The sequence below is a fragment of the Vibrio sp. YT-18 genome, from assembly GCF_033337345.1.
Taxonomy (GTDB): domain Bacteria; phylum Pseudomonadota; class Gammaproteobacteria; order Enterobacterales; family Vibrionaceae; genus Vibrio; species Vibrio alginolyticus.
The window spans coordinates 1-12,819 of sequence record NZ_JAWOQO010000014.1; the positions used below are offsets into that span (position 1 = coordinate 1).

The 12,819-nt window shown below is 43.8% G+C and carries 10 protein-coding genes, 1 rRNA gene and 1 other annotated feature; of the genes, 5 read left to right on the forward strand and 6 right to left on the reverse strand.

Features of this window, described 5'->3' with window-relative positions; translation table 11 throughout:
- The 4 genes from R7M72_RS17660 to rluD form a co-directional block, all read right to left on the reverse strand.
- Positions 1-67: ribosomal RNA gene (locus R7M72_RS17660) — 16S ribosomal RNA — on the reverse strand; the annotation flags it as partial.
- A gap of 522 nt (positions 68-589) precedes the next feature.
- On the reverse strand, positions 590-3,163 hold the full coding sequence (gene clpB, locus R7M72_RS17665) for an ATP-dependent chaperone ClpB (protein WP_005381873.1): 2,574 nt from the start codon (positions 3,161-3,163) through the stop codon (positions 590-592).
- 144 nt (positions 3,164-3,307) lie between these two features.
- Positions 3,308-4,036, reverse strand: a complete 729-nt coding sequence (gene pgeF, locus R7M72_RS17670; RefSeq protein ID WP_005381874.1) for a peptidoglycan editing factor PgeF — start codon at positions 4,034-4,036, stop codon at positions 3,308-3,310.
- Between the two features lies 1 nt (position 4,037).
- The gene (rluD, locus tag R7M72_RS17675) at positions 4,038-5,015 is read right to left on the reverse strand and encodes a 23S rRNA pseudouridine(1911/1915/1917) synthase RluD (RefSeq protein ID WP_005381875.1); all 978 of its coding nucleotides are present in this window, start codon (positions 5,013-5,015) and stop codon (positions 4,038-4,040) included.
- A 136-nt stretch (positions 5,016-5,151) separates the two neighbouring features.
- On the opposite strand from rluD, the gene bamD reads away from it, so the two are divergent.
- From bamD to yjjX, 5 genes are all read left to right on the forward strand, one after another.
- Positions 5,152-5,880, forward strand: a complete 729-nt coding sequence (gene bamD, locus R7M72_RS17680) for an outer membrane protein assembly factor BamD (RefSeq protein WP_005381876.1) — start codon at positions 5,152-5,154, stop codon at positions 5,878-5,880.
- Positions 5,881-6,028: 148 nt separating this feature from the next.
- Positions 6,029-7,510, forward strand: a complete 1,482-nt coding sequence (locus R7M72_RS17685) for a lytic transglycosylase F (RefSeq protein ID WP_315956861.1) — start codon at positions 6,029-6,031, stop codon at positions 7,508-7,510.
- 325 nt (positions 7,511-7,835) lie between these two features.
- Positions 7,836-8,162 (forward strand): ribosome hibernation-promoting factor, HPF/YfiA family, encoded by a 327-nt coding sequence (gene hpf / locus R7M72_RS17690; protein WP_005381889.1) that lies wholly within the window; start codon positions 7,836-7,838, stop codon positions 8,160-8,162.
- Between the two features lie 108 nt (positions 8,163-8,270).
- Positions 8,271-8,392 (forward strand) — a sequence feature (Phe leader region).
- A gap of 12 nt (positions 8,393-8,404) precedes the next feature.
- On the forward strand, positions 8,405-9,583 hold the full coding sequence (pheA, locus tag R7M72_RS17695; protein ID WP_315956860.1) for a prephenate dehydratase: 1,179 nt from the start codon (positions 8,405-8,407) through the stop codon (positions 9,581-9,583).
- 24 nt (positions 9,584-9,607) lie between these two features.
- Complete coding sequence (gene yjjX / locus R7M72_RS17700; protein ID WP_005381891.1) at positions 9,608-10,141, forward strand: inosine/xanthosine triphosphatase; 534 nt, start codon at positions 9,608-9,610, stop codon at positions 10,139-10,141.
- A 111-nt stretch (positions 10,142-10,252) separates the two neighbouring features.
- Here the strand turns inward: yjjX and trpR are convergent, their stop codons facing one another.
- Together trpR and sltY are read right to left on the reverse strand one after the other, a co-directional pair.
- Complete coding sequence (gene trpR / locus R7M72_RS17705; RefSeq protein ID WP_005381892.1) at positions 10,253-10,561, reverse strand: trp operon repressor; 309 nt, start codon at positions 10,559-10,561, stop codon at positions 10,253-10,255.
- A 13-nt stretch (positions 10,562-10,574) separates the two neighbouring features.
- The gene (gene sltY / locus R7M72_RS17710) at positions 10,575-12,521 is read right to left on the reverse strand and encodes a murein transglycosylase (RefSeq protein ID WP_042521869.1); all 1,947 of its coding nucleotides are present in this window, start codon (positions 12,519-12,521) and stop codon (positions 10,575-10,577) included.
- Positions 12,522-12,819 lie beyond the last annotated feature (298 nt).

The following is a 12,819-nucleotide window of genomic DNA, read 5'->3' on the forward strand; positions in this document are numbered from 1 at the left end:
GCTCGACTTGCATGTGTTAGGCCTGCCGCCAGCGTTCAATCTGAGCCATGATCAAACTCTTCAATTTAAGATTTTGTTCGGCTCAATGAATACTGAACATTCCTTTCGCTAATAAATAGCAGAAGTAATGTTTGAATTGACTGTGCTGAATCTTTCGATTCAATGGTCACTTCGTATCATTGAAACCTAATTTGAAGCCTAAGCTTCTAATTGGATTATCATCAACGAGTGCCCACACAGATTGATAGGTCTATATTTTTAAAGAGCACACTTCGAAGTTCTCTTCAAAGTGGACGGCTATTTTAGCTAGATAACTTATCGTGTCAAACACTTTTTTAAGTTATTTATCTGCGAGTTAATTTTAACTCACTAACCGTAGTTGTTTAGGTTCCGCTTCACTTGCTTTCCCGTGACAACGGAGGCGCATTATAGGGAGTTCATTAAAGAACACAAGTGCATTTTTTAAAAAAACTCACCTTTTTAGTTTATTCGTATAGAAAACAGACAAAAGACTCTAAAAAACTATAGAAAAGGGGCCAAACGGCCCCTTTAGTGTGATTTTTATCTCAATTTTACTGTATCCATACAATTATTGATGAGCACAAATTTGGTCATTAGTAACAATTAGCTGCACTGTCTTGTCTGGAACGATTTCACCAGAAAGAATTGATTTGGCTAACGGGTTCTCGACATTCTGCTGAATTGCACGTTTTAAAGGACGCGCACCATACACAGGATCGAAACCAACTTGAGCGATCAAGTCGAGTGCTTTGTCGGAAACTTCTAGTTGATAGCCTTTCTCCTCTAGTCGTTTCGCCAAACGTTCCAATTGAATAGAAGCAATGGACTTAATGTGCTCTTGACCAAGTGGATGGAACACCACGATTTCGTCAACACGGTTCAAGAACTCTGGGCGGAAGTGTTTGCTAACCACATCCATCACTTCACTCTTGATACCTTGATAGTCTAATGTTGCGAAATTCTCTTGGATACGAGATGAACCCAAGTTAGATGTCATGATCACAACCGTATTACGGAAGTCAACAGTACGACCTTGACCATCCGTTAAACGCCCATCATCGAGAACTTGCAGCAGAATGTTAAATACATCCGGATGCGCTTTCTCTACTTCGTCTAACAAAATTACCGAATACGGCTTGCGACGAACCGCTTCAGTTAAGTAACCACCCTCTTCATATCCGACATAGCCTGGAGGCGCACCCACCAATCTTGCCACTGAGTGTTTCTCCATGAACTCAGACATATCGATACGGACCATCGCATCTTCACTGTCGAACATAAAGCTCGCAAGTGTCTTACAAAGCTCTGTTTTACCCACACCAGTTGGACCTAAGAATAAGAAGGAGCCAATTGGTCGGTTTGGATCAGAAAGCCCAGCTCGACTACGACGAATGGCATTCGATACAACAGAGACCGCTTCGCTTTGCCCTACCACACGATTATGCAGCACGTCTTCCATACGAAGTAGTTTCTCTTTTTCCGCTTCTAGCATCTTGGATACCGGAATGCCGGTTTGCTTAGAAAGTACTTCTGCAATCTCGTTGTCGGTTACTTTATTACGCAATAGCGTCATTTCCTGCATTTCAGCTTGGGTTGCAAGATCTAACTGCTTCTCAAGTTCAGGAATACGACCATATTGAAGCTCCGACATACGGTTTAGATCGCCAGCACGGCGAGCAAACTCCATGTCCATACGAGCTTGTTCAAGCTCAGACTTAATATGTTGAGTGCCAGAAAGAGCTGCTTTTTCTGTATTCCAAACCTCTTCTAGTTCAGCGTACTCACGTTCTTTTTCATTGAGTTCTTCATTAAGCGCTTTCAAACGCTTTTCACTCGCTTCATCGTGCTCGTTACTTAGTGCTTGTTGCTCAATTTTGAGTTGGATGATTTTACGCTCAAGCTTATCCAAGGACTCTGGCTTAGAGTCAATTTGTAAACGAATGCTTGAAGCCGCTTCGTCAATCAAGTCAATCGCTTTATCCGGCAACTGACGGTCGGAGACATAGCGATGTGACAAACTCGCCGCAGCAACAATCGCTGGGTCGGTAATTTCGACGTGATGATGAAGCTCATAACGCTCCTTCAAGCCACGTAAAATCGCCACGGTATCCTCAACGGTCGGCTCATCCACCAGCACTTTTTGGAAACGACGTTCTAATGCTGCATCTTTTTCGATGTACTGACGATATTCATCCAATGTTGTTGCGCCAACACAGTGCAGCTCACCACGAGCTAATGCCGGTTTTAGCATGTTGCCCGCATCCATTGAGCCTTCACCTTTACCAGCACCGACCATAGTGTGTAGTTCATCAATGAAGAGGATGACGTTGCCTTCTTCTTTAGCAAGTTCATTCAATACTGATTTTAAACGCTCTTCAAATTCCCCACGGTATTTCGCGCCAGCAACCAGTGCGCCCATATCCAGTGATAGCACACGGCGACCACGCAGACCTTCAGGTACTTCATTGTTAACTATGCGCTGCGCTAAGCCTTCAACAATTGCTGTCTTACCTACGCCTGGTTCACCGATAATCACAGGGTTGTTTTTAGTACGACGCTGCAATACCTGGATAGTACGACGGATTTCATCATCACGGCCGATAACCGGATCCAATTTACCTTGCTCTGCACGTTCGGTAAGGTCTATGGTGAACTTTTCCAATGCTTGACGAAGCTCTTCTGCATTCGGATCATTGACCTTTTGACCACCTCTGATCTTTTCGATTGCCTGGCTGACTTTTTGCTCTGTTAAGCCGATCTCTTTGAGCAATTGCCCCAATGGTCCGCGATCTTCTAAAGCGGCAAGCAGGAAGACTTCAGACGAGATATAGGAGTCTTGACGCTTTTGCGCCACTTTGTCACACAGGTTAAACAATGTGCCCATCGAGCTAGAGAGCTGAACATCCCCACCGATGCCACTGACTTTTGGTAATCGATCTAACATTTCACTCAATTTAGAGCGTAAATGCGTTACGTCCACATCCAGCATAGTAAGCAATGGACGAATTGGACTGCCATTTTGATCAAGCAAAGCCACCATGAGGTGAACTGGCTCGATATATTGATGATCGCGCCCTAACGCTAGTGATTGAGCATCAGAGATAGCGATTTGAAACTTACTTGTGAATCGATCAAGACGCATATCTACCTTCCTAACCTCAACTAAAGGAAATTCTTTTGACAGTTAGAAAGATGGATACTCGGGTGGGGAATTTCAAGGGAGTGAATGAATAAAGATAGCTTTGCAAAAATAGTAGTATGCATCTTAGCACTTTGGTGCTTATAGCTAGTCTTCGATCCAAATAAAGGTTGCTTGTCGACCAGTCTTACCATCACGGCGATAAGAGTAAAAAGAGGCTTTATCTTGGTAAGTACAAAGTCCAGAATCAAACACTTGTGTCACACCAGCCCGGTTTAGACGTTGCGTTGCCAGCACCGACATGTCAGCAAACCATTTACCGTCGATATCGCGTGGAGCAAATGCTTGATTCGCCTGTGAATCAAAATCAACAAAAGCTTGCAGAACATCTTCACCCACTTCGAAGGCTTGAGGGCCAATGGCGGGGCCAAGCCACGCTATCACTTCACCAGAAAACAACGCTAACGCATTTTCGACAATGCCATTTGCTAAGCCGCGCCAACCTGCGTGAACAGCGGCTACTTGCGTACCTTGTGTATTAGTCAATAATACAGGTAAACAATCGGCGGTCATCGCTGAACAAACAACATGGCTTGAAGAAGTAAATACACCATCCGCATCAAGCACCTGTGTTGTTGGTTCATTTGCTTGAGCCACAACGGTTGAATGCGTTTGGTTTAACCAGATTGGCGCATTTGGCATGCTTGCCTGTTGCGCCAACCAAGCTCGGTTCTTCTCTACTAAAGACAAATCATCCCCAACGTGAGTACCTAAATTTAGCCCTTGGTAAGGGCCTGTCGAAAATCCGCCTATGCGTGTTGAGGCGAAAGCTTTGACATTTTTAGGCGCTGGCCAGTTCGGAATGATCGTCTTCATATTAGAATTCTTCCGGTAAGCCGTGCTCTTCTGTATCTTGACGAAGCGCTTCAGTCATCACAACCATGTCATCAGGCACTGGAGCATGAAACTCAAGAACTTCGCCCGTAATTGGGTGCTCAAAGCGCAGCATTACTGCGTGCAATGCTTGGCGATCGAAGCCCCGGATCATTGCCGTTAGCTCTTCAGACGCACCTGTCGGGATGCGAGCACGTCCACCATATGCAATATCACCGAGCAGCGGATGCTGAAGATAAGACATGTGCACACGAATCTGGTGCGTACGACCCGTTTCTAGACGCAAACGAATACGCGTGTGTTCGCGGAAGCGTTCAGCAACACGGTAGTGCGTTACTGCTGGTTTGCCCATTGGTGCCACCGCCATAAGCGTGCGCTTAGTAGAGTGACGACCAATAGGTTGATCCACTTTACCGCCCGCAGTCATACGACCAATAGCGATCGCTTCGTACTCACGAGTAATATTACGTTTTTGCAGTGCGCGAACCAGACGAGTTTGTGCAGGAACGGTTTTCGCCACCACCATCAAACCCGTTGTGTCTTTATCCAAACGGTGCACGATACCTGCACGAGGTACTTCTGCAATATCAGGGTAATGATGCAACAACGCATTAAGTACAGTGCCATCAGGCGTACCAGCGCCCGGATGAACCACAAAGTCACGAGGTTTGTTGATAACGATAATATCTTCATCTTCATAGACAATATCTAGCGGGATATCTTGCGCTTCCCAGCGTTCTTCATCTTCTAACTCGGCTTGCAATGTAATTTCCTCGCCACCCATTACTTTGGTACGAGGTTTAGTGACAACTTCACCATCAACTTGAACTTTCCCATCAAGCAGCCACTCTTTTAGGCGCGAGCGAGAGAAGTCCGCGAATAATTCGGCGATAGCTTGGTCTAAACGTTGACCTAACTGGCTATCTTTTACGGTATTTGTTAATACAATCTGCTGAGCCATATCGAACTTTTTTAAAAACTGTGAGACTAATGCTCACGACTGTGAAAAAATAGACTATTACGTCATTGTATCTGTTACTGGAAAGAAAGTAACGGCAGCTTAAGAAATATTTAGATTCAAGGAACAGACTCCTGATATGAAACGTCAGACTTTAACAGGCCTTTTAGCGGTATCCCTTCTGTTTGGATGTGCAAGCAAAGAAGAAATCGTTCCTGATGTGCCGCCTTCGGAACTGTATGCAGACGCACAGATTTCTCTTCAAAGTGGTAATTGGCTTTCTGCAATTGAGAAACTGGAAGCATTAGACTCACGTTACCCATTCGGTGCCTACTCTGAACAGGTGCAGCTTGACCTAATCTATGCGTACTACAAAAACGACGACCTTGCTTTGGGCTTGGCAACCATTTCTCGCTTTATGCGTTTAAACCCAACCCATGAAAAGATGGATTGGGTGCTGTACATGCGAGGTCTAAGCCACATGGCGCAAGATCGTAACTTTATGCATGATTTATTCAGCGTAGATCGAAGCGATCGCGATCCTGAACCGGTAAAAAAAGCGTTTGATGACTTCAAAAAACTACTTCAACGTTACCCGAATAGCCCATATGCAGAAGATTCACAAAAACGTATGGTCGCGCTGAAAAACCGTCTAGCGAACTATGATTTAGCGACTGCTGACTTCTACCTTCGCCGTGAAGCTTGGGTCGCTGCTATTAATCGCAGCCAAGAGCTACAAAAAGCGTATCCAGACACAGAAGCTGCACGTAAGTCACTGACTATCCAGCTAGAGGCCTACAAGCAACTTGGTTTGGAAGACGCCGTAGCAAGAACTGAAAAGCTTATAGAGCTCAACCCTGTGAAGTAATTGAACTTGCTTTAAACTGAACCGCCACCGTTTTTACCGTGGCGGTTTTTTACTACTCTCAATAGTGTATTCAGCCCTTTCTTGATGATCTTCCTAGCTCCACATATGCTTAAAGTTCTCCTCCCCCCTTTATAAAAAGGATGTGAACGTGACGATATCTAAGCTTTGCGCAGTTATGCTGCTCCTATTGTCTGCTTCCGTTTGCGCACTGCAAATCTCGCCGCTCAAACAGCCTCCTTATACTGGGGACCTCGATGTCATCAAGGAGAAGAATGTACTGCGCGTCTTAGTTTCTGCTGATTTAGGCTTTTACTACATTGAGGGCGGCACACCAAAAGGCATAGGCGCGGAATTGCTGGCGCATTTCGAAAAAGACCTTCGTAAAATCAAACCAAAGCTTAACGTACAAATTATTCCTGTTGCCCGCGACCAGCTACTGCCAGCCTTAGAAAACGGTTCAGGTGACTTAGTTGTCGCCAACCTGACTATTACCGACACGCGCAAACAGAAAGTGGAGTTCAGTTCACCCATTCTCACTGACATTCAAGAGTGGGTAGTGACAAACAAAAGCACACCAACGATGACGAAAATCGAACAACTGAGCGGCAAAGAGATTTGGGTGCGCGCCAGCTCTAGCTACTTTGAAAGCATTCAGACACTAAATAAGAAACTAAACAAAAAAGGCTTACCGCCTGTTATCGTGCACTTTATTGAAGAAACACTTCAAGATTATGAGCTGGTCGGAATGCTCAACAATGGTTACGTCAAAGCCATTGTTCTCGATAGCCATAAAGCCAAGCTTTGGCTGAAAGTGATGGATGATATTCGGGTGCACAAAAAAATCCCTATCCGCAAAAATGGCAAAATTGCTTGGGCAATGCGAGAAAATAGTCCCAAATTAAAAGCCGTCGTGAATAAGTTCATCCAGAAGTCTCGCTCTGGGACACTACTCGGTAACGTTATTTACGGTAAATACATCGATAACACGGGATGGTTGAACAGAGCTCTTAACCCTAAGAAAATTGCTCAACTAGAAAAACTCGCAGCGCTATTTTCACGCTATGGTGAGAAATACGATATCGACTATTTACTGATCGCAGCAATCGCTTACAAGGAATCAGGATTTAATAACGACCTAGTTGGAAGCCGAGGTGCCGTTGGCATAATGCAAGTCCTACCCAGCACCGCTCAAGATCCGAATATCAATATCAAAAATGTTCGACAATTAGAAAACAACATTCATGCTGGAGTGAAATACTTAGCTTTTTTGCGTAAGCAGTACTTCAGTGATCCTGATATTACTGCACAAAATAAACTCTACTTTACATTGGCGGCTTACAATGCGGGCCCCGGCAATGTAGAGCGTATTCGTAAGCGTGCAGCCCAACAAGGTTACGATCCTAATGTTTGGTTTAATAACGTGGAAGTCGTTATGCGGAAAAGTTTAAGCTCAACGGTTGGGTACGTCACAAGCATTAATCGCTACTACATAATATACAAACAACTAGAAAGTTTGGACCAAGTCAAAAGTCTAGAAAGGGTTTCACTAGCCCCAAAAGACCCCATTTTCATGATACCGCTACGAAAAGTCAGCCAAATGCCAGACAGTAAAAAGCCGCTTGTACAGTAAGCGGCTTTTTAAATGGATTCATTGGAAAGACTCAGTGATCGTCATCACACCTTACGTGTAGTTAAATTTTAACCACCTCAAATATTAGGCCGTAAAACTTCCCTAAAAACGAGGCCGTTTTCAGCTGAGTACTCTATTCAATCTACGGATTTACTAACCGATAACAAGCAATTTCACGATAAATCTCAGAAGTTCTTGAGTGAGATCACATTCATTTTTCATCATAAAAAACCCGAGCAAAATAATGATCTGAATCACATTTTTTTATGCTTAAAGCGGTAATCTGAACTCAACCCATGAGGGATGCAACAGAGGAAAAACACTTATGACAATGAATATCACTGGCAAAAACATCGAAATCACCTCTGCAATCCGAGCTCATATTGAGAGCAAATTTAAAAAACTGGAGAAATGGCAAGTAGACCTAATTGGTTGCCAAGCAACTTTCAGTGAGGAACCAAACAAACAGAAGAAATTCGAAGCGGTTATCAAAGTTCCTAAAGGCCAGCTCATTGCCTCAGCAACTCACGAAGATCTTTACGCAGCTATCAACGAAGTGGAGCAAAAACTAGAACGACAATTGAACAAGCTGACCCACAAACCTGAAGCTCGACGTGCAAGTAAGCCTGAGCTAGTGGAAGAAGAAGAGTAAACTGAACAGATTGAGGAAATAGCGCCGAAAGGCGCTATTTTTTTGCTTGACGCTCTCCCCAGCCTTGCTTATTGTGTTTAAACACTCATAAATTAAGCACTATTTATGCATTTAACCTCACTGTTTATTTTTGACTTCTTTTTCCTCCCATAGTTGGAGGGGCGAACTCGTTTGTGAAAGAAAAGTCAAAAACAAACAGAAAGCCTCCCAAATCGGGAGGCTTTTTTATAAGGAAAGAATTGATGACTGACCAACCTATTTCCCTCGAAGAAATTCGTTTACGCTTGAATGAGTTGGATGACCAACTTCTCAGCTTATTGTCTGAGCGCCGTAAACTCAGCATTGAAGTAGCCAAAAGCAAAGTACAAACCTCAAAGCCTGTTCGCGACGCCGTCCGTGAACAGCAATTATTGGTCAAGCTGATTTCTAATGGCCAAGATAAATACGAACTTGACGCGCAGTACATCACCAAACTTTTCCATACCATCATTGAAGACTCAGTTCTGCTTCAACAAAGTTATCTGCAAAATCTCGTTAACCCACAGCAAAGCCGTAAGCCACTTGCTCGCGTCGCTTTTTTAGGAGCCAAAGGCTCTTATTCGCACTTGGCAAGTCGCGAATACTTCAGTCGTAAAAATACGGAGCTTATCGAGCTCAACTGCGAGCACTTTAAAGAAGTGACTCAAACGGTTGAATCTGGCCATGCTGATTATGGCGTTCTGCCAATCGAAAACACCAGCTCAGGCTCTATTAATGAAGTGTATGACTTACTACAACACACGACGCTTTACATCGTTGGAGAGCTAACTCAACCAATCGAACACTGCTTGGTTGCGAAAAAAGACATTCGTCTGGAAGATATTAAAACGCTGTATTCTCACCCTCAGCCACACCAACAGTGCAGTGAGTTTTTAAGCCGTATGAAAGGGGTAAAGCTGGAATCCTGCGCGAGCACAGCAGATGCAATGCAGAAAGTCCAAGAGATGGATCGTGATGATGTGGCTGCAATTGGTAATGCATCAAGCGGTAAGCTATATGGCTTGCAAGCAATTCAATGCAACATCGCAAACCAAACCGAAAACCATACTCGCTTTATCGTGGTTGCTCGTAAACCGGTTGAAGTTTCTACTCAGATTCCAGCAAAAACCACATTGATCATGTCGACCTCCCAAGAGGCAGGCTCATTGGTTGAAACACTATTAGTGCTGCAACGTTACGGCATCAATATGACCAAGCTGGAATCACGCCCAATTATGGGGAACCCGTGGGAAGAGATGTTCTACGTAGACTTGACATCACATCTTGCTTCGACAGAAATGCAACAGGCACTTGAAGAGCTAACAAAAATCACTAAGCACTTGAAAGTATTAGGCTGTTACCCGAGTGAGAACGTAAAGCCTACGCAAGTAAAATTGAGTTAATAGACACCAGTGAGTAAAAAGATCATGGCAACCCAAAAAGTCGTAATCGCATCGCTAAACCCAGCCAAAATTAATGCAGTTCAAAGTGCATTTCGTAATGCATTTCCGCATCAAGAGTTCAACTTCGTTGGCATCAGTGTACCGAGTGAGGTCGCAGATCAGCCCATGACGAATGAAGAAACTCATCGTGGTGCGCTAAACCGCGTTAAAAACGCAAAAGTAGAGATGCCAAACGCGGATTACTATGTCGGTCTCGAAGCGGGAATTGAAGCAAACGTGACGTTTGCTTGGATGGTGGTTGAATCAGAGACTCACCGCGGTGAATCTCGTTCTGCAAGCTTAATGTTGCCGCCAAAAGTCTTGGAAAAACTCAAGGATGCGAATGAATTGGGAGATGTAATGGACGAAGTGTTTGGTACTGATAATATCAAACAGAAAGGTGGCGCTATTAGCCTGCTAACCCAAAACCAGCTAACTCGAAGCTCGGTCTATCACCAAGCCTTGATTCTGGCTTTGATTCCATTCACAAACCCTGAGCATTTTCCTTCAAATTTATAACACTCACCCTAGTCTCTAGATACGCAAAAAGGGCGGATATTTCCGCCCTTTGTAATACGTTATCTTAGTCACTTGTAACACCAAGGCCTAAAAGCAAATTGGATATACTGTCTACTTAGATACCGCAACTTGTTCTAACAAGACTTTCAACTTGTCTTTTTCTTCATCAGATTTCGACTTTAGTTCGTTAGAGCCACGAGTAATGGTGGCAATGCCCACACCAAGCATCTGACTGATCTGACGTTGAGATAATTCTCCTTTAAGAAGTTCGTTAATTATATTAACGCGTGATATTAATGACTCTCTCTCATCACGTGACATCAGCATAGTTAACAGCATGTCATCTTGCTGGGTGCCCATACTTGTTCGAATTAGCTCAATAATCTGTTGCCAGTCTTTGTACTCGGGTTCGTGCGACATCAAGTTACCTCACTCAATACTTGGTATTGATCTCATGTTGATTCAAGAACGCGCCATCGATACCCAAAAGATCACGATAGTATGTTTCAAACATCAAGATGTTTTGTACATAACCGCGCGTCTCTTTAAATGGAATTGCCTCAATAAAGGCATAAGCATCCACTTTTCCTTGGGTACGCTCTCGCCACGTTTTTACTCTGTTAGGACCTGCATTATAAGCAGCAAGAGCAAAAATACGATTATTATCGTAATCCTCTAATAAACCTTGCAAATAATGGCTACCAATTTCGATATTTTTTCCTACATTGTAGAGATCCTGCGTACCTTGATAACTCAACTTATATTTACGTGCCGTGTACTTCGCCGTCGCAGGCATGATCTGCATAAGACCACGAGCGCCAACTGGAGAGCGGGCTTCAACATCTAACGCACTTTCCTGTCGAGCGAGAGACATCATCGTGACGGGATCAATGTTGTGCTTTTTCGCATAAAAGTTAAACCACCAGCGGTGTGCTATTGGGAACCTAAGTTCGATATTATCCCACATCTGCGCTTGAATACTCGCGGTCACCGTTAGGTGATGCCAACGTTTAAATGATGCATAAGCCGCCAACATCGCCTTTTCATCTTTTCCTACGCGGCGCAGTAAGTGTGCCCATTCACTCTTCGCTGCTGCGATTTTATCCGTCGCGATCAACTCTTCGATACGAGCTAACGAGTCTTGATAGGGTTGAACAACTTTCTTATCCAACTTAACCGTATGCGTTGGGTATTTGATTGATTGTCCGATTGCATTGGCGGCAGCCACACTGTAGAAGTTTCGTTGCCCAAGCAGAGTTGCTAAACGCTGTTTCCCCGCGATGTCATCACCTAACGCTATTTCACTTCTTCCAAGCCAATATTGCCAGCGTAGCGTGGCTTGTTCTTCTTTATTTAGAACAGCAATCCACTCTTGTACGCCTTTCCAATCTGCATTTTGAATCGCTAAGCGGATGCGCGTTTCAATCAACGGTAAGTACTGACTGGTTTTCGTTTTATCATCGCGCCATTTAGCTAATGACTCAGACTCCGTACGAGTCAATCGAAATGCAATATAGTCGGCAAGTTCTTGCGCTTTTTCTGGAGAAAACTTCTGTCCTTTAATGACGGCATCGTACGCACCTTGTGCTTGGCTAGTGTTCATACGAGCCAACTTTTCTAACGCATATTCACTTTGCGCTCGATTAAAATCATTCGCAGGTTTTTTCTTCGCGAATTCCGCAACACTTGAAGGATTATCAAACAACGCTTTCATTTCTTTGGCTTGTTGCTTTGCCTGCGCTGATTTAGGCAGTTTGAGCAAGTAACTCATCAAACCGCCATTACGAGCATCAAACGCCAGTAACATACGCTGTAGAATCAGTTCATCGGTACGCTCACCCGCCTTGTCCCATGCCGCAAATAATGGGTCACACTCATCAGCAATGCTGATGCCACGTAACCACATATGTTCAGCCCCTTTAAATGCCGCGACTTTCTTGCCTTGCTTTAATTGAGCGACGTAGAAAATACATTGGTAACGCTCACCACTAGGAATGACTTTTTGAAACTCAGTAATGGTTTTCCAATCTTTTTGCTTATAAAGATGATTGAGGTATGGAGCGCGAACTCGACGAGAAAATGGAAAAGACTCGTGCTCAGAAATAAACTCGTTCACCTGTTGTGGTGACTTTTCCGGTAACTGTCTAATAAAAGTGCGGTAATCCACATAAGGCGTTAGTGGATAGTCAGAAATTTTAGGACGAATCGAAAGGTATCCGTCGATGTCATTTTTATCTAATAAATCTTGAGCTTGCTCATATACTTCGCGCTGCTTTTCCAAACTCAGCGCGGCATTAGCACTCAAACTCATAGCACACAACGCGGCGGCGCAGCATACGTTTTTAGCCAATTCAGATACGTTGAATCTCATTTGTGTCATTTTCCCCAGACATATACTGCCCTAAAGCCTAGTTTTGTTAGAGTTCATGTGATGTTAAGGCAATTTTCACACATGCATCTATTTACACAGAATGCAGATGTCCATGTAAAGCAACTTAGTGTATTAAAAATTGTACTCGTCAAACTTTTAAGACGATGGAGACAAAGCGTTTCTAACTCGCATAGAAAACACTTCGTCATTCTTAACGAATAACAAAAGTGTATACCCTAACCGTGTAAGTTTCCGGTCAGCTCAAAATAAGAAATCCATTCGTTAGGGAAATTCTTGCAATGCGGTA

Bases quoted from the DNA above. Each gene is read 5' to 3' on its own strand.
- clpB (WP_005381873.1), bottom strand. From the start codon at position 3,163: ATGCGTCTTGATCGATTCACAAGTAAGTTTCAAATCGCTATCTCTGAT.
- pgeF (WP_005381874.1), bottom strand. From the start codon at position 4,036: ATGAAGACGATCATTCCGAACTGGCCAGCGCCTAAAAATGTCAAAGCT.
- rluD (WP_005381875.1), bottom strand. From the start codon at position 5,015: ATGGCTCAGCAGATTGTATTAACAAATACCGTAAAAGATAGCCAGTTA.
- bamD (WP_005381876.1), top strand. From the start codon at position 5,152: ATGAAACGTCAGACTTTAACAGGCCTTTTAGCGGTATCCCTTCTGTTT.
- hpf (WP_005381889.1), top strand. From the start codon at position 7,836: ATGACAATGAATATCACTGGCAAAAACATCGAAATCACCTCTGCAATC.
- pheA (WP_315956860.1), top strand. From the start codon at position 8,405: ATGACTGACCAACCTATTTCCCTCGAAGAAATTCGTTTACGCTTGAAT.
- yjjX (WP_005381891.1), top strand. From the start codon at position 9,608: ATGGCAACCCAAAAAGTCGTAATCGCATCGCTAAACCCAGCCAAAATT.
- trpR (WP_005381892.1), bottom strand. From the start codon at position 10,561: ATGTCGCACGAACCCGAGTACAAAGACTGGCAACAGATTATTGAGCTA.
- sltY (WP_042521869.1), bottom strand. From the start codon at position 12,521: ATGACACAAATGAGATTCAACGTATCTGAATTGGCTAAAAACGTATGC.